At 72.0% G+C, this 18,700-nt stretch carries 7 protein-coding genes; all 7 read left to right on the top strand.

Going from position 1 to position 18,700, the window contains the following annotated elements:
- The first annotated feature begins 21 nt into the window (after window positions 1-21).
- Genes RR1_RS00690 through RR1_RS00660 form a run of 7 tightly spaced genes read left to right on the top strand, consistent with a single transcriptional unit; the run spans window position 22 to window position 18,577 of the window.
- On the top strand, window positions 22-12,069 hold the full coding sequence (locus RR1_RS00690; RefSeq protein WP_010839118.1) for a non-ribosomal peptide synthetase: 12,048 nt from the start codon (window positions 22-24) through the stop codon (window positions 12,067-12,069).
- Window positions 12,066-13,130: an ABC transporter substrate-binding protein gene (locus RR1_RS00685; protein WP_040774170.1), complete on the top strand. Its 1,065-nt coding sequence runs from the start codon at window positions 12,066-12,068 to the stop codon at window positions 13,128-13,130. Before RR1_RS00690 ends, RR1_RS00685 begins: the two co-directional genes overlap by 4 nt.
- Window positions 13,127-14,380, top strand: coding sequence for an enterobactin transporter EntS (entS, locus tag RR1_RS00680; RefSeq protein WP_010839121.1), 1,254 nt, complete (start codon window positions 13,127-13,129; stop codon window positions 14,378-14,380). Before RR1_RS00685 ends, entS begins: the two co-directional genes overlap by 4 nt.
- Window positions 14,381-14,429: 49 nt before the next feature.
- Complete coding sequence (locus RR1_RS00675; protein ID WP_010839122.1) at window positions 14,430-15,392, top strand: endonuclease/exonuclease/phosphatase family protein; 963 nt, start codon at window positions 14,430-14,432, stop codon at window positions 15,390-15,392.
- A 16-nt stretch (window positions 15,393-15,408) separates the two neighbouring features.
- Window positions 15,409-16,392 (top strand): glycosyltransferase family 2 protein, encoded by a 984-nt coding sequence (locus RR1_RS00670; RefSeq protein WP_010839123.1) that lies wholly within the window; start codon window positions 15,409-15,411, stop codon window positions 16,390-16,392.
- Window positions 16,389-17,702: a lipopolysaccharide biosynthesis protein gene (locus tag RR1_RS00665; RefSeq protein ID WP_010839124.1), complete on the top strand. Its 1,314-nt coding sequence runs from the start codon at window positions 16,389-16,391 to the stop codon at window positions 17,700-17,702. Before RR1_RS00670 ends, RR1_RS00665 begins: the two co-directional genes overlap by 4 nt.
- Window positions 17,699-18,577, top strand: a complete 879-nt coding sequence (locus tag RR1_RS00660; protein WP_010839125.1) for a glycosyltransferase family 2 protein — start codon at window positions 17,699-17,701, stop codon at window positions 18,575-18,577. The genes RR1_RS00665 and RR1_RS00660 overlap by 4 nt, the downstream gene beginning before the upstream one ends.
- Window positions 18,578-18,700: the final 123 nt, after the last annotated feature.

Genomic DNA, 18,700 nt, shown 5'->3' with positions numbered 1-18,700 from the left:
GACACGCGAACAGGACGTGACATGCAGGACGTGACTTCGACCGACGACGCCGTGCGCGCGAGTGGCACGGTGGACGTGGCCGACGTCGTCACGTATCCGTCGTGCGAGTATCCCGTCACCGCTGCGCAGCGCGGGATCTGGTTCGGGCACCAGCTCGATCCGACGGGGCGGCTGTACAACATCGGCATCGTCACCGACACGCTCGGCGACATCGACGCCGAGCGGCTCGGCCGCGTGAGCAAGCTCGTACTCGACCAGGTCGACACGTTGCACGTCAACGTCGCGATGCGCGACTCCGACGACGGCGAGCCGCGCCTCGTGCAGGTGCCGCGCACGCACCGCGACTGGTCGCCGATCGTCCTCGACTTCCGCGATCACGCAGACCCCGTCGCCGCGTCCGACGAGTGGATGCGCGAGCGCATGGCCGTCCCCTTCGATCTGGGCGAGGACCAGCTGTTCGACTTCTGCGTGCACCGCATCGGCGATCGGCGCGTGCGGCTGTTCCAGAAGTACCACCACATCGTCAACGACGGATACGGCTTCAGCCTCGTCGTCGCGCGCATCGCCCGCGCCTACACCGACCCCGACGGCACGGACCTCGATCCTGGCTGGACGCTGCCCGTCTTCGTCGGCGCGGACGAGTCGTACCGTGCGTCGACGGGGCGCGACGAGGACCGCGCGTACTGGCTCGGCGAGCTCGCGGACCTTCCGGCCGTCCCGTCCCTCGCGGCACTGCCGGGCGGCAGCGCCGCGCCGGGGCCGCTCGTTCCCGCGCCCGCGGTGCCGTTCGCTCCCGTCGTCGTCGACGGCGCCCGTCGCGAGCTGCTCGACGCGCACGCCCGCGAGCACGGGCTGCGCCTGTCGCACGTGCTCGTCGCGCTGACCGGCGCGTACGTCGCGCGAGCCACCGCGATGCGCGACGTCGTCTTCTCGCTGCCGACCACCGCACGCGGCGATCGCGCGCTGCGGAGCTTCCCGTGCATGGTGTCCAACGTCGTCCCGCTGCGACTGCGGGTCGGCGAGACGGATCGGCTCGCGGACGTCGCGGGCGAGGTCGAGCTCAAGATCTGGAAGGCGCTGCGGCACGGACGTTTCCGCGGCGAGGAGATCGGCGCCGCGATGGCGGAGTCGCACCCCGACTGGCGCCCGCCCACGATCGGGATCAACCTCCTGCCCAATCCGACGCCGCGCCGCGCGATCGGTGACGAGACCCGGGCCGACGTGCTGTCGTGGGGCCCGGTCGGCGAGTTCGAGTTCGCGATCGTGCTGCCCCGCGGCGCCGATCCGATCGAGTTCGGGTTCCGTGCGCACCCCGATCACGCCGAGACCGCCCGCACCCTCGTGGACGGGTTCCCCGCGTTCCTCGACGAGGTGCTGCTCGACCTGGACGGAGTCCTCGGTGGGGCCGGTGCAGTCCTCGGTGGGGCCGGTGAAGCCGAGCCACTCCCTCACGACGACGGCGGTGCCGGCCCGCTCCCGATCCTGCCGGCGCTCGCCCGTGCCCGCGACACCGGCCACACCGGCGCGGACCGCACCGCGCGGCTCGTCGTGCCGGCCGACGCGGATGTCGACGCGGTGCTCGCGGCCGTGGTCGATCGGCACGACGTCCTGCGTACCGCGATCACGGCTCCCGTCCCGGGGATGTGGCTGCTCGACGTCGCACCGCGGGGCACCGTGACCGCTGCGGGCGGCGAACCCGATCCGTTCGCGCGCCGCGTGCTCACCGCCGAGCCGTACACGGCGGCGGGCGGTGCGCGCGGGCTTGCACTGCGCGGCTCGTCGCTGCTGCTCGACGCCCCGTCGTGGGACACGCTCGTGCGCGACGTCCACCGCGGGGTCGCGACGTCGCTGCTGCGAGGCGAGATCGGCCTCCCGCCCGTCCCGCGGTCGCTCGCCGCGTACGCCCGCGAGATCACCGAGCGTGCAGCAGATCCGGAGGTACTGGCGCTGCTGGGCGAGTGGATGCGGATCGCCGCCCCCGGTGCGGAGTTCACGGACTCGGCCGTCCCGAGCTCTGCCCCTGCGCACGGCACTCCGCTCACGGTGTCGTTCGAAGTGGACGGCGACCTCGGCTGTCCCGAAGGAATCGACCTCGACGTCGCGCTCGCCGCGACGCTCGTCGCGCTCGATCGCTATCAGGAGTGCGCGGGCGGCGAGTTGCTCGTCGACGTCTGGAACGGCGGCCGTCGCGGCGAGAGCGCCCGCACGCTCGGTCCACTCGGCACGACCGCACCGATCCGCGTCGCGCGCGCCTCGTCCGACCCGCTCGGTGCCGTCGCCGACGCGCGCGGGGCGGTCGACGCCGCCACATGGCCCGTGCTTCGGCATCTCGCGGTCCAGGCCGGCCCCGCCCTCGCGGCGCTCGCGGTTCCGCAGATCCTCGTGCGCGACGGCGGCGACCGCGCGGGAACCTACGTTCTCGACGTCGCTCTCGCGCCAGGACGGCGGAGCACCGTCGTCACGCTGCACAGCGATCACGGCCTGACCGAGTCGGGCCTCGCGAGCATCGCGGACTTCTGGGAGGAGGCTGCGGGCGAACTCGCGCAGTCGCGCGGGCGGCTCGCCGCGCGCGATGTCACGCACGCCTCGCTGCCGCAGCGCGACGTCGACGCCGTCGTCGCGATCGCCGCCGAGTCCGGCGCGCAGGTGTCGGACATCTGGCCGCTGTCTCCGCTGCAGCGCGGCCTGCTGTTCCAGTCGTCCTTCGACGACCGCGCCGACATCTACACCGCGCAGTTCGCACTCGACTTCGGCTCGCGCGTCGACGTGCCGAGGCTGCGCGCGGCGGCTCAGCGCGTTCTCGACGAGAACCCCACGCTGCGTGCGGGTTTCGTGACCGACGGCGTCCGCGAGCCCGTCCAGTTCGTCGCGACGGGTGTGAGCGTGCCGTTCACCGAGCACGACCTCACGGCGCTGCCCGGCGACGAGCGCGACGCGCGGCTCGCGGAACTCGAGGAAGCGGACCGCCGCACGCCCTTCGATCTCACCCGGCCGCCGCTGTGGCGGATGATGCTCGTCCATCTGCGCGACGAGGAGGGCGACGGGGCGGCGGTGGACCGGCTCGTCGTCGACCGCGAGTTCATCCTGTGGGACGGCTGGTCGGGCGCGCTGTTCGTCGACGCGTTGCTCGCGCACTACGCGGGTGACGAGGTCGCCGCACCCGAAGCGCAGTTCACCGACTATCTGGCGTGGCTCGCCGAGCGCGACGAGGACGCGGCGGCACGCACGTGGGCCCGCATGCTCGACGGCATCGACGAGCCGACGCTGCTCGCGGGTTCCGTCGCCGGTCGAGCCGCCGTCGTCCCGCTGCGGATCGAGTCGTACGTGGACGAGGAGACGGTGACGCGGCTGCGTTCGCGTGCGCGCACCGCCGGCGTCACGCTCAACGCCCTCATGAACGCCGCGATGGGCCTGCTGACCGCCGCCGAATCGGGGCGCACCGACGTCGTGTTCGGGTCGACCGTCGCGGGCCAACCCACCGAGGTCACGGGCCTCGACCGCGTCATGGGGATGTTCCTCAACACCGTCCCCATCCGGGTGACGTTGCGGCCGCACGAGACAACGACGGCGCTGCTGCGCCGGATGCAGGACGAGTACGCCGAACGGCTCGACGTCGAGTACCTCGGTCTCGGCGAGATTCAGCAGGCGGCAAGACATTCGGAGCTCTTCGACACGCTGTTCGTGTTGCAGAACTTCAAGGACGCGAAGCGGATGGCTCAGCAGTCGCAGCGCTACGGAATCGTGGGGGAGTCGAGCCTCGACCACACCCACTACCCGCTCGCGATCGTCGTCTCGCCCGGCGAGCGGTTGCACGTCAAGATCGACTATCGGCCCGATCTCGTCGAACGCGAACGGGCGCAGGCGCTGCACGACAGGTTCGTCGCGATCCTCGGCTTCCTCGTGGCCGACGATCCGGTGGTCGCGGCACCGACGCTCACGCCCGCCGAGTACGCGGCGGCCGCCGAGCAGTGGCGCACGCCGCTTCCTGCCGTCGAGGACGTGACCGTCGCCGAGATGCTCGCCGCACGCGCTGCGGTGGTGCCCGACGACATCGCCCTCGTCGCGGGCGAACAGTCGTGCACGTACGGCGAACTCACCGCGCGGATCGACGCGCTCGCCCGCCGGCTCCTCGCGGCAGGCAGCGGACCGGAAGCGCTGGTGTGTCTCGGTGTTCCGCGCAGCATCGACATGGTGGTCGCGCTGTTCGCGGTGCTGCGCACCGGAGCGGCCTACGTTCCGCTCGAACTCGATCAGCCCGACGCGCGGCTGCACACCGTGATCGGCGACGCCGATCCGGCGCTGTTCGTCGTGACCGATGCCGTCCGGGACCGGCTGAGGCTAGATCCGCAGCGCTGCCTGCTCCCGAGCGGCGCCCGGGAGACCGGGGGTTCCCCGATCACGGGTGCCGAACTCGGCCGGTTCGCGCCGGGCACGCGGGGTCGCCTCGATCACCCTGCGTACGTCATCTACACATCGGGATCGACGGGACGGCCGAAGGGCGTCGTGACGCCCTACCTCGGCCTGACGAACATGCAGCGCAACCATCAGGACGCGATCTTCGATCCCGTCATCGCGGCGGCAGGCGGGCGGCGGCTGCGCGTCGCGCACACCGTGTCGTTCGCGTTCGACATGTCGTGGGAAGAGTTGCTGTGGCTCGTCGAGGGCCACGAGGTCCACGTGTGCGACGAGGATCTGCGCCGCGACTCGGCGGCGCTCGTCGAGTACTGCGACCGGCACGAGATCGACGTCGTCAACGTCACGCCCACGTACGCGACGGCGCTGTTCTCCGACGGTCTGCTCGAACAGGACGGCACGGGACACCGGCCGCCGCTCGTCCTGCTGGGCGGCGAAGCCGTCGCGGACTCGGTGTGGAACCGGCTGCGCGACACCGATGGAACGCTCGGCTACAACCTCTACGGCCCGACCGAGTACACCATCAACACACTCGGCGGCGGCACGGCCGACAGCGCCGAACCCACCGTGGGTACCCCGATCCGGGCGACCCGCGCCCACATCCTCGACCCGTGGCTGCGTCCGGTTCCGGACGGCGTCGCGGGTGAGCTGTACATCGCGGGTGTCGGCCTCGCGCGCGGATACCTCGCGCGGCCCGAGCTGACGGGCGAGCGCTTCGTCGCCGATCCGTTCACGGCGGAGCCGGGCACGCGGATGTACCGGACGGGCGACCTCGTGCGCCGGCGCCGGGGCAGCGGGCTCGTCGACTACCTGGGCCGCATCGACGATCAGGTGAAGATCCGCGGCTACCGCGTAGAACTCCACGAGATCGAGTCGGTCCTCGAGGAGCATCCCGACGTGCGGTCGGCGGCGGTCGTCGCGCTCGACGATCCGCTCGTCCCGGGCACCAAGCGGCTCGCCGCCTACGCCGTGCCGAATGCCAGCGATCTCGACGACGCCGCTGTGACGCAGCATCTGCGGGAACGGCTGCCCGACTACATGGTTCCCGGCAGCCTCCAGCAGATCGCGGCGCTGCCCACGACCGTCAACGGCAAGCTCGACGTCAAGGCGCTGCCGGCGCCGCAGGTGCGTGCCGCGACCGGCGGCCGCCCGCCGAGCACGCCCGCCGAGCACGCGCTCGCCGCGATCTTCACCGAACTGCTCGCGCTGGACGACGACATCGCACTGGGCGCGGACGCCGACTTCTTCGAGCTCGGCGGCCACTCGATGATCGCGATGCGCGTCGTGAGCCGCGTGCGCGCCGAGTTCGACGTGCAGATCACCATCCGCGATCTCTTCGAGGCCCGCACCGTCGCCGCGCTCGCGCAACGCCTCGGTTCGGCGGAGTCGGCGCGGCCCGCGATCGCGCCGCGTCCCCGGCCCGAGCGCGTCCCGCTGTCGGCGGCACAGGAACGCATGTGGACGTTGCAGCAGCTCTCGCCCGCGGGAAGCCTGCCGTACCACTACCCGTTCGTCGTCGAGTTGGCCGGCGAGGTCGACGCCCCGGCGCTCGGCGCCGCGGTCCGCGACGTCCTCGCCCGGCACGAGAGCCTGCGCACCGTCGTCGGCACCGACGGCGAGACCGCATGGCAGGTCGTTCTCGATCCCGATGCCGCGCACGACGTCCGGATCGCACCCGACGACGCCGACGAGACGCAGTGGCTCACCGGCCTGCTCACCGAGCAGTTCGACCTCACGGCCGTCGCGCCACTGCGCGTCGGTCTCGTGTGTGGCGAGGGCCGGACCGTCCTCGCGATCGTGATGCACCACATCGCGACCGACGAGCGTTCCGACGCGCCACTGCTGCGCGACCTCGGGCACGCGTACGACGCGCGCACCCGCGGCGAGGCGCCGTCGTGGACCCCGCTGCCCGTCCAGTACGCGGATTACACGCTGTGGCAACAGGACCTGCTGGACAGCGGCGAGTTCGACCGGCAGCTCGACTGGTGGGAGACCGCGCTGCGCGACCTCCCCGAGGAGATGCCGTTGCCGCTCGACCGCACCCGCGGAACCGAGACGACGGGGCGAGCCCACACGATCCGGCGGGACGTCGACCCCGCCGTCGCACGGCACGTCCGCGCCGCCGCGGACGCGCGCGGCGCCTCGATGTTCATGGCACTCCACGCCGCGACGGCCGCGGCACTCGCGCGGCTCGGCGCGGGTACGGACGTCGTCGTCGGCACCCCGGTCTCCGGCCGCGCCGATACCGCGCTCGACGAGCTCGTCGGGTTCTTCGTCGAGACCGTGGTGCTGCGTACCGACGTCTCGGGCGATCCGACGCTGGGCGAGCTGGTCTCGCGGGTCAAGGATGCCGACCTCGCGGCGATGAGCCATCAGGACGTGCCCTTCCAGCAGATCGTCGAACGCATCGCACCGCCGCGCGTCGACGGCCGCAATCCGCTGTTCCAGGTCATGCTCGGCTACCTGCAGCGTCCCCAGGAGACGCCCGGCGTCCTCGGCATGACGACGCAGTGGCAACCTCTCGCGAGCGCGCAGGCCAAGTTCGATCTGCACCTCACCTACGTCGACGATCCCGCGACCGGCGAACTCGCCCTCGTGACGGAGTACGCGACGGATCTGTTCGACGCCGCGACGATCGAGACGGTCGTGGACGTCGTGATCCGCGTGCTCGCGGCGATGGCGGACCCGGCGCTGCGGGTGAACGACCTCGAGGTCGTCGCCGACCGCACCGCGGCGCTGCGCGTGGGCGACGGCGGCCCTGCGCCGCACGCGCCGCTGCTCACGGCGTCGCTCGCTGCCGCGGCCGAGCGTCACGGCGATCGCATCGCCGTCCGCTGTGACGAGAGTGCGTGGACGTACCGCGCACTCGCCGAGGCGTCGGCCCGCGTCGCGCATGCCCTGATCGCGCGCGGTGTGCGTCCCGGCGATCTCGTCGCGGTGACGGCACGCCGGTCGTTCGAGCAGATCGTCGCGGTCCACGCCATCATGCGCGCGGGCGCGGCGTACCTGCCCGTCGACACGTCGGCACCCGCCGAGCGGGTCGAGTTCGTGTTGTCGGACGCCGCGCCGGTGCTCGTCGTCGACGAGGACGATGTGCGCGCGATGCTGGCGGACGGGGCAGCGCCCGTAGGGCTGCTGCCGGAACCCTCGCCGGCACATCCGCTCTACGTCATCTACACCTCCGGGTCGACGGGGCGCCCCAAGGGCGTCGTGGTGAATCACGCGGCCGTCGCCAACCGGCTCGCGTGGGTTCGCGACGAGGTCGTGCTGACGCCGGACGACACGATGCTGCTCGCGACCCCGATCAGCTTCGACGTGTCGGTGTGGGAGTTGTTCTGGCCGTTCACCGAAGGCGCGAGCGTCGTCGTCACGGCGCCGGACGCCCACCGGGATCCGAGTGCGCTGCTCGCCCCGCTCGCCCACGCGACCCACGCGCACTTCGTTCCGTCGGTACTCGACGAGGTGCTGCGCGCAGCCGCTTCGGAGCCGGGACGGGGCGCGGGAGCGCCGGGTCCGCGGCACATCGTGTGCAGCGGCGAAGCGCTCGGTGCCGCGACCGTGGCTCGTGCTCACGCCGTGTGGCCCGGGGTACGCGTCGACAACCTGTACGGGCCGACCGAAGCGGCCGTCGAGGTGACGCTCGAATCGAACATCGTTGCCGCGCAGGGAGACACGCGCGCAGTCCCGATCGGCGTCGCGGGAGCGCGCGTGCGGCTGCTCGTGCTCGACGCCGCGCTGCGTCCGGTTCCGCACGGCGTCACCGGCGAGCTGTACATCGGCGGTGTCCAGGTCGCCGACGGCTATCTCCGCAGACCGGGACTCACGGCCGAGCGGTTCGTCGCCGATCCGTACGGGAGCGGCGGGCAGCGGCTCTATCGCACCGGCGATCTCGCGCGCTGGAACAGCGCCGGATCACTCGATTTCCGCGGCCGCGTGGACGATCAGGTCAAGCTGCGCGGCATGCGCATCGAACTCGGTGAGGTCGCGGCGTTCCTCGCGGACGTCCCCGGCGTCACGGGCGCGGCCGCGGCGGTCCACGGCGACGTCCTCGTCGGCTACGTCACCGGCGGTACCGATCCCGAAGCCGTACGCGGAACGCTCGCGGCGCGGGTGCCGGGGCATCTCGTACCGTCGATCGTGCTGCCGCTGGACGAGATCCCGCTCAGCGCGCACGGCAAGCTCGATCGGCGACGGCTGCCGGTCCCGGAGTTCGCGGAGGCGCCGCAGCGCGCACCGGCGACCGGGCGCGAAGCGGAACTGTGCGCACTGTTCGGCCGCGTCCTCGACCGCGACGACGTGGGGCCGGACGACGGATTCTTCGCGCTTGGCGGGCATTCGCTGTCGGCGGTCCGGCTCGTCAACGCCGTCCGTGAGCAGTTCGGTGTCACTCTCTCGATGCGCGACGTGTTCGATGCGCCGACTCCCGCAGCGCTGGCCCACCGGGTCGCGCGAGGCGGCACGGACGTCGTCGCGCCCGTCACGCGCCGCGAGCACACCGGCCCCGCGCCGGTGTCGTTCGCGCAGCGCCGGATGTGGCTGCTCGATCAACTCGGCGACACGGCGGGTGCGTACAACGTGCCGATCTCGTGGCGCGTCCCCGGCGGTGTCGATGCAGCGGTGCTGCGCGCGGCGCTCGCCGACGTCGCACGCCGTCACACCGCGCTGCGCACGGTCTTCCCCGCGGGTCCCGACGGCGAGCCCGTGCAGGTCGTCCTGGACGAGCCCGGCATCGCGGTGGACGAGGTCGCTCTCGACGCGGCAGACGATCTCGGGGAGATGCTGCGCGCGGCGGTGCGCCACCGGTTCGATCTGCGGCACGACGCACCCGTCCACGCGACGGTGATCCACGAGACGACGATCCACGAAACGAACGCCTCCGTCGTCGTGCTCGTCGTGCATCACATCGCGATCGACGAATGGTCGACCGGTGCGCTGATCGCCGACGTCGCCGCGGCGTACGGCGCGCGGCTCGCCGGCGAGGACCCCGGATTCGGTTCGCCCGCCGTCGAGTACGTCGACTACACGCTGTGGCAGCGCGAGCTGCTCGGCGAGGCCGGCGCCCCCACCGAGTTCGCGGCGGCCCAGCTCGAGCACTGGCGCGGCGTCCTCGCCGGCTCGCCCGACGAGATCACGCTCCCGCTCGACCGGCCCCGCGGTGCGCGGCCGAGTTACCGCGGTGCGACCGAACCGATCGTGGTTCCCGCCGACGTCGTGCGCGGGCTGCGCGAGCTCGCGGCCGAGCACGACGTCAGCATGTTCATGATCACGACCGCCGCGGTATCGGTTCTGCTGCAACGGTTCGGCGCGGGTGACGACATCCCGATCGGTACCCCCGTGTCCGGGCGGACCGATCCCGCGCTCGAGGACCTCGTCGGGTTCTTCCTCAACACGCTCGTCGTCCGGACCGACCTGTCGGGGAACCCGACGATCGCCGAGGTGCTCGGCCGGGTCCGCGAGCGCGCGCTCGCGGCGTTCGAGCACCAGCACGTGCCGTTCGAGCAGGTCGTCTCGGCGTGCGCGTCGCCCGGGCGCGGTGCGGGCGTGCACCCGCTGTTCCAGGTGATGGTCGTGTATCTCACGCAGCCGGCCCCGGACATGCCCGGTGGCGCGATGCCCGGCGGCTCGCCCGTGCCGATCGCCCCCGAGACCGCGAAGTTCGATCTGTCCTTCGACTTCGTCGAGTTCGCGGGAACCGACACCGTTGCGGGCGTTCTCGAATACCGGACCGACCTGTTCGACGCCGACACCGCCCGCCGGCTGACCTCGGCCGTCGTGGAGGTGCTGCGCGAGTTCGCCGGTGCGGGCCGCGATCACACGCTCGCCGGGTGGGGTGACGTCGTCCCGGCGGAACGGGCGGAGCTCGACGTCGTCGCGACGAGGCCCGCGGTCCCCGGTGACCACGAGACGCTGCCGGATCTGTTCGCCGCCGCGGCGGTACGCCACGGCGACCGGACCGCCGTGATCGCCGACGACGCGCGACTCACCTTCGCCGAACTGGCGTCGCGCGTGCACCGCTGGGCACGCGAGCTGGTCGCGCGCGGGGTCGCACCCGAGCGAACGGTGGCCCTCGTGCTGCCGCGCCGCGCCGACACGATCACGGCAATCCTCGCCGTCGCCGCCGCGGGCGGCGCGTACGTCGCCGTCGATCCGGACGCCCCCGCCGAGCGGCGCCGGACGATCCTCGACTCGGTCGATCCCGTCGTCGTCCTCACCGACGGCACCGACACCGGCACGGGGGAACTGTCGCTCGCGCGACTCGATGCCGCATCGCGGGGTCGGTCCGACGCTCCGCTCACCGATGCCGACCGTCGTGCGCCGCTGCGCCGCGACCATCCGGTGTACGTCGTCCACACGTCGGGCTCGACGGGTACGCCGAAGGCCGTCGTCGCGACGCATCGCGGGCTGGTGAGCCTGTACCGGTCGCACCGTGAGGATCTGCACGTGCCGACGGCGGTGCGGGCGGGGCGCGATCGTCTCGTCGTCGGTCACGCGTGGTCGTTCTTCTTCGACGCGTCGTGGCAGCCGCAGCTGTGGCTGCTCGGCGGGCACACCCTGGCGGTGGTCGACGACGAACTCCGTCGCGACCCGCATCGCACCGTCGCGCGCGCTCGCGAACAGCGGTGGGACTTCCTCGAAGTCACACCCTCGCACCTCGGGCAGCTGCTCGATGCCGGCCTCGCCGCCCCCGGTGAGCACCGGCCCGCGACGCTCGGCTTCGGCGGCGAGGCGATCTCGCCGCAACTGTGGGAGCGGCTGCGGATGCTCGCACCGGAGACCGAGTCGTTCAATCTGTACGGGCCGAGCGAGAGCACGGTCGACGCGCTCGTCGCGCGGGTGACCGACGCCGACGCGCCCGTCGCCGGCCGTCCGGTCGCGGGCACCACGGTGCGGGTGCTCGACGACCTGCTCCGGCCCGTGCCGATCGGCGTCGTCGGCGAGTTGTACCTCGCGGGCGACGGACTCGCGCGCGGTTACCGCGGCGAGACCGGCCGCACCGCCGGCCGTTTCGTCGCGGCACCCGGTGGCGGCCGCATGTACCGGACGGGCGATCGCGTGCGCTGGACGCCGAGCGGGCACCTCGAGTTCCGCGGCCGCGGCGACGATCAGCTCAAGATTCGCGGCTACCGGATCGAACCGGGCGAGATCGAGAACGCGCTGCGGGCGGTGGACGGCGTCGTGGACGCGGTCGTGCTCGCCCACGCGGGCTCGCTCGCGGCCTACGTCGCCGCGCCGGAACAACTCGATCGCGCGCGGCTGCGCGGTGCGCTCGCCCGGACCCTGCCCGCCTACATGATCCCGGCGTCGTTCACGATGCTCACGGAGTTCCCGACACTCCCGAACGGCAAGATCGACCGTGCGGCGCTGCCGGACCCCGTCGCCCACGAACGCCCGATCGTCGCTCCGACGACCGAGGCCGAGCGCACACTGTGCACGGTGCTCTCGCGTGAGGCGGGGGTTCCGGTCGGAATCGACGACGATCTCGTCTCGCTCGGGATCGACAGCATCGGGGTCATGCGCGTCGTGACCGCGTTGCGCGAGCGGGGATTCGAGATCGACGCGGCAGACCTGTTCACGGCGGAATCGTTCGCGGTACTCGCCGCGGGGGCCGTCACGGGGTGGAAACGAACAATCACGAGAAACGAGGGAAACCGATGAAGATTGGACAGAGCAGGTTCCGCACCAGCGTGGGTGCGGCCGTCGCCGCGGCGGCGCTGGTCGTCGGACTCGCTGCGTGCAGCAGCGACGACGCCACGGGGAGCGGCAACGGCTCGGCGACGACGACCAGCGACGCCGCAGCGGAGAGCACGGTCTCGTACCCGCTGACGGTGTCGGGCAAGTTCGGCGAGTCGACGATCGAGGCTCAGCCGCAGCGCGCGCTCCCGCTCTCGCCGCAGGACGCCGACATCCTGCTCTCGCTCGGCATCACGCCGATCGCGATGCCGACCGACGCGCAGAATCAGGCAGCGACCGGCGGCACCGGCATCTTCCCGTGGGAGGCCGACGCACTCGGTGACGAGACGCCCGAGCAACTCGTGATGGAGCAGGGCGGCTCGCCCGTCGAGCAGATCGCCGCGCTCGAGCCCGACGTCATCGTCTCCACCGGATTCTGGGGCCTCGATCAGGCGACGTTCGATCAGCTGAACGCACAGGTTCCGGTCGTGCACTTCGACACCCAGGCGAACGGCGAGCCGTGGGAGAACTCGACCCGCAAGGTCGCCGAGGTCATGGGCGTGCCCGAGAAGGCCGAGGAGGTCATCGCGGCAGCGCACGACAAGCTCGAGCAGGCGAAGGCCGACAACCCGCAGGTCGAGGGCAAGACCTACAACGCGATCATCGGCGACATGGGCGGCGGCCAGATGGCCGTCCTCGCGTCGGACGAGCGTGGCATCGGCCAGTTCATCAGCTCGCTCGGCATGGAGCTCGCGCCGTATGCGACGACGCTCCCCGTCGATCAGGACGGCCGCGGTCTCGTGAGCTACGAGAATCTCGGTGACCTCGACGCCGACGTCGTCTTCGTCGTCACCCGCACCGACGACATGGGCGACTACACGAAGTTCGAGGGCTGGAACACGATTCCCGCGGTCGAGCGCGGCGCTGTCGTGCAGCTCGCGCGGACCTCGGGTCTGCCCAACGCCGTCGGCTTCCCGTCGGCGATCTCGCTCGAATGGGCGACCGATCAGGTCATGCCCAAGGTCACCGAAGCGCTCGAGAAGTGAGCGGAAGCCGGATACTGCTCGACCTGCGCCCACTCCGCGAGAGCGCACCGTTCCGTCGAGTCTTCGCAGCACGCACGATCTCGATCTTCGGGATCGGGATGCTCATGGTCGGCGTCCCGATCCAGGTGTACGACCTCACTGGGTCGACGCTGCTCGTCGGGTTCGTCACCGCCGCAGAGGGAATCGCCTCGATCGGCGGCATGCTGCTGGGCGGCGCGCTCGCCGACCGGTACGACCGGCGGACGCTGATCCTCTTCGCTCGCACGGTATCCGGCTTCACCTTCGTCGGGCTCGCGGTCAACGCAATGCTCGCCGACCCCTCGATCGTCGCGATCGTGGTGCTCGCCGTCGTCAACGGACTGATCGGCTCGATCAGTGTCGCGGCGCTCATGTCGGTGGTTCCCGAACTGGTCCCGAAGGATCAACTCGTCGGGGCGGGCGCGGTCAACGTCCTGAGCGCCCGCCTCGGCGCGGTGATCTCGCCCGCGCTCGGTGGCCTCGTCATCGCGGCGGCGTCGGTCGCCTGGAACTACTGGATCGCGGCGGTCGGCACGGCGATCACCGTCGCGCTGCTGACCGGACTTCCGTCGTTGTCGCCCCGGACGCCGCAGGGCGACGGGGAGTCCGACGCGGCGGAGCCGGTCGAGCGCGTCCTCGCCTTCCTCGCGCGCGAACGGGTCGTGGGCGGCGTCATCGCCGCCGGCACGCTCGCGATGCTCGGCGGCGGCCTGCTCGTCCTCGTCCCGGCGTTCGTCGCAGAACGGTTCGACGGCGACTCGCGCGCCGTCGGAATCCTCTACGCGGCCGGTGCCGTCGGTGCCGTCGGTGCGACGCTCACGAGCGGCTGGCTGGGCCGAGCCCGGCGTCCCGGCGTCGTGCTGCTCGTCGCACTCGCCGCGACCTTCGGCGTGCAGGCGCTCGTCGGGCAGGCCACCGTGATCGTGGCGGCGGTCGCGGCACTGGTGGTGGCGGGAGCGCTCTCGTCCGTGCAGGAGGTGCTGCGGTTCTCGCTCATCCAGTCGCACACCCCGAATCACCTCCGCGGCAGGGTGAGCGGCCTGTGGACGGCGCAGGAGGTCGGCGGAATGTCGGTCGGCGCGCTCGTCGCGGGTGCGTTCGGATCGTGGCTGCCCGCCTCGCAGGCCGTCACGGTCTACGGGCTCGTCGCGCTCGCGCTGGCGGCCGTCCTCGCCGTGGTTCTCGGGTCGCTGCGGCGCGTCGTCGCGCACGACGCGATGGTCGTCGCGTGAGAGATCGGGGTCGTCGTGTGAGGGTTCGGGTCGCGTGAGAGTTCGGTACGTGGTCGTGGCACTCGGGCTGCTCGCCTCGCTCGTGGGTGCGGTCGGGGTCGGCGTGCACTTCGTCGGGCCGGTGAGCGACCGGCTCATCAGGATCGCGTCGTTCGTTCCGTGGCTCGTCCTGGTCGGCGTCGTGGGCGCCCTCCTGCTGCTCGCCGCGCGTTCGTGGGTGCTCGCCGCGGTGGCGTCGCTCGTCGCGATCGTCGGTGTGGCGACGTACGCCCCGCTGTACGTCGCGGACGGCGACCAGCCGGGCGCGGGACGCGTCGCGGGTGCTCCGCTGACCCTGCTGCAGACGAACATTCGGCTCGGCGAGGCCGATCCGGACGCGCTCGTCCGGATGATCGCGGAGCGCGACGTCGACCTCGTCACCGTGCAGGAGCTGACGTTCGGCTCCGTCGAGCGGCTCGACGCCGCGGGCATCGGAGACCTGTTGCCGTACCGGTTCACCGCACCCAAGGAGGACGGCTCGGGCGGCGGCACCGGGATCTACAGCCGGTATCCGGTCACCGACGGCGAGGTGGCACGCGGTTTCGCGATGGCGAACGTCACCGCGCGACTCGACGTCGACGGTCGCGAGGTCGCCGTCGCCGCGCTGCATCCCCTGCCGCCGTTCCCCGAGCCCGCGTGGCGCTGGGCCGGCGAGATGGAGCGGATCGGCGACGTGCTCACCGGGTTCGCAGCCGATGGCGCGCCTGTCGTCGTGTGCGGCGACTTCAACTCGACGTGGTCGCACACGCGCTACCGCGCGCTGCTCACGGACGGGTACCGGGACGCCGCCGATCTCTCGGGGGCCGGGTTCGTTCCCACGTACCCGACGGACTCGCGCATTCCGGCGCTGGTCGGGATCGATCACGTCGTCGTGCGGGACACCGCGGTGTCGTCGTTCGAGCGGGTGTCCGTCGCCGGATCGGACCATGCGGGGCTGCTCGTGACCGTGACCCCCACCTTCGATGCGGGTTAGGTTACCCTCACTACTCGTGTCCACTGTCAGCGTCGTCGTGCCGGTCCACCGGTGCGAACCGTACGTCGAGGCCGCGCTCGCGTCGGTTCTCGCGCAGACGCATCCCGTCCACGAGATCGTCCTCGTCGACGACCGCGGCGACGACGATTCGATGCGCACGGCGACAGCTTTTCTCTCGGCGCGCGGGGCCCCGTTCACGGCGGTCACCCATGCGACGAACCTCGGTCCCGGCACCGCCCGCAACACCGGGCTCGCCGCGTCGACCGGTGAGCTCGTGTGGTTCCTCGACGCCGACGACACCGCCGACCCGCACTTCGTCGCGACGCTCGCGGCGGCGCTGCGCGATTCCGGCGCCGATCTCGCCGCATGCCGGACGCAGCGTCTCGATGGGGACGGCGCGGTGCTCGGCATCGACGAGCCGACGTATCCCGCCGCGATCACGACCGGCCCCGAGTTCGCGCGACTGCTGCTGCGCGGCGGGGCGAAGGCGTATCCGTGCACCAAGCTCTTCCGCCGCAGCGCGCTCGGGGAGCGGCCGTGGGACGAGGGGCGGCACTACGAGGACATCGCCGCGACGTTCCGCATCGCCCTCGCGAGCGGCCTGGTCGCCCTCGTCGACGACCCGCTCTACAGCTATCTGCTGCGGTCCGGGTCGATCACCACGACGCTCTCGGAGCGCACGCTGGATCTGTTCGCCGTCGGCGCCGACGTCGCCGACGCCGTGGCGGCGGCCGGGCTCGCCGGTGAGTGGGCCGACGATCTGCGGGGATTCGTCTACCGCGAGGTGCTGACGTCGATCGCGCACGTCGCGATGCGTGCCGATCACGCCGCGACGGCTCCCCGCGACCTCTACCGCACGGCGATCACGCGGGTTCGGGATCGCATCGACTGGGCCGAGCTGCCCGCCCTCGCGCGCACGGGACACGTCCGGGAGGCCGTGTTCGGAGCGCTCGTCTCGGTCGCGCCGTCCGCCTACTCGGCGGTGCTGAGATTCCGATGACACTCGTGAACGGAGACGCCCCCGCGGCAGCCGTCCCACCGCGCCGCCGCCTCTCTCCTCGCCGGCTCGATCCTCGCAGCCTCGAATTCAACTCGGCCGCCCTCGTCGTCGCGGGACTCGTCAACGGCGCGCTGGGCCTGGTGTTCTGGGCGGTCGCCGCGCGGCTGTACCCCGATGCCGAGGTCGGTCGCGCGGGTGCCGTCGTGAACACCGCCGTCATGCTCGCGACGCTCGCGAACCTGAGCCTCGGGCCGATGTACGAGCGGTTCCTTCCCGAGGCCGGTGTGCTCGGGCGCAGACGCGTCGTGCAGGGCCAGGTGCTCACGACGGCGGCCGCACTCGTGCTCGGTGCGGTGTTCGTCGTGATCGGCCCGAGCGACCGGCTGTTCGAGACGCTCCGCGGTCAGTTGCTCTTCCCGGTCGTCGTCGCCGTGCTCGCCGCGTTCGCGCTCTCCGACTCGTTGCTCGTGGGCCTGCAGGCCGGCAGATGGGCTGCGGCGAAGAACATCTGGCACGCCGTCGCCAAACTCGTGGCGGTGCTCGCACTCGGTCTCGCGACGCCGATGGCGGGGGCACCGTCGATGATCGTCGCGTGGCTCGTGCCGGCGGCGGCTGCGGTGATCGTGGTTCAACTCGTCGTCACGCTGCTGGGCCGCGGTCTGCGGGACGCGCCGCCGCGCCTGCCCGACCGGCGTGCGCTGCTCTCGTACTTCGGTGGCGCCTACGGCATCACGGTCGTCGCTGCCGCGACGCCGCTCGTGCTGCCGCTCGTCGTCGTGGTCTCCGCCGGGCACGAGGAGACGGCCTACTTCTCCGTCGTGTGGACGCTGGTCGCGGCGATCATGCTCGCGACCGGGATGGTCACGGCGCCGTTCGTGTCGGCGGCTGCCGCGAGTCCCGAGCGGCTCGGCCACCTGCTGCGCAGGTTCCTGCGGATGTACGGGATCGTCGCGCTCGCAGCGGCTGCCGCGCTCGCGCTCGGCGGGCCGATCGCACTGTGGATCGTCGGCCCGACCTACGCCGAGCACGGGGCGACGCTCGTGCGGCTCATGGCCGTCGTCGCGCTGCTGGCCGTGCCGGGGACCGTGTTCGGGGTGCTGTGCCGGGTCCACCGCACGCTGCGATGGGCGGTACTCGTCCAGATCGTGGCCACCACGGGCGTCATCACCGGATCGCTGATCGCCGTCCCCCGGGTCGGGATCGACGGCATCGGCTACGCCTTCGTGGCCGTCGAGGTGGCGGTGGCACTCGCCGTCGCGGTTCCGTTGTGGCGCATCGTGCGCCGCGATCTGCGACAGGTGTCCGCATGAAGGTCACCGTCCTGATTCCGATGTTCGACGCAGGTGCCCACGTCGAGGAAGCACTGGGGTCTGTGCTGTCCGCGACCGCGGGGGAGACCGAGATCCTCGTCGTCGACGACGGCTCGACCGACGACGGTGCCGCCGTCGTCGAGAGCTTCGGTGACCCACGTGTGCGGCTCGTGCGGCAGGAGAATCGCGGGCTCGTCGCGACCCTGAACCGTGGTCTCGACCTCGCACGCGGTGAGTTCGTCGCACGGATGGACGCCGACGACTGGTTCGTGCCCGGGCGTATCGAGGCGCAACTCGCGGCGATGATGGCCGACCCCGAACTCGTGTGTGTCGGAACCGACTACACCCTCGTCCTCCCCGACGGGCGCGAGTCCGGGCGGATTCGAATGCCCGTGACGGATTCGGCGTGCCGAGACCGGCTCACCGTCGCGAGCTGCCACTGCGGCCCGTCGGTGATGCTCAGAGCGGAGGCGCTGCGGGAGAGTGGAATCCGATTCGATCCCGAGGCGCGGCACGCCGAGGACTACGACATGTGGACGCGCCTCGCCGCCGTCGGACGGCTCGGAAACCTCCCGATCGCCGGCTACCGCTATCGGGTGCACGACGCGCAGGTGAGTGCGCGCTACGCCGGCGAGCAGCGCCGTACGCACGTACGTATCGCGCAGCGCTACGCGCGCGAGCGGGGAGTCCGCCCTCTCGCGGCGCCGCAGTACGGCGACCTCCTGTGGGCACCGGGTGACAGTCGAATTCGGCGCACCGTGGCGGCGACCCGCGCCGCGACGGTCGCGGTCCGCAGCGTCCCGAGCCGCGAGATGGCACGGTTCACCGCTCGCAAGGTGGTCGAGGCGTCGTCGGCTCGGGCGTTCCGCAGCTAGCGGTCCGGCCACGCGCACCGATCGTCCGTGTGCGTCCGACCTCGCGTGTTTCGGTTCTCGCCGGTTGGGGAAGGACTCCTGGTGGAGGTCCCGACGTGGGCCGACGATGTGCTGTGGCAGCCA

Source organism: Rhodococcus rhodnii NBRC 100604, from assembly GCF_001894925.1.
GTDB classification, from domain to species: Bacteria; Actinomycetota; Actinomycetes; order Mycobacteriales; family Mycobacteriaceae; genus Rhodococcus_F; species Rhodococcus_F rhodnii.
This window is presented reverse-complemented; position numbering and strand designations above follow the sequence as displayed.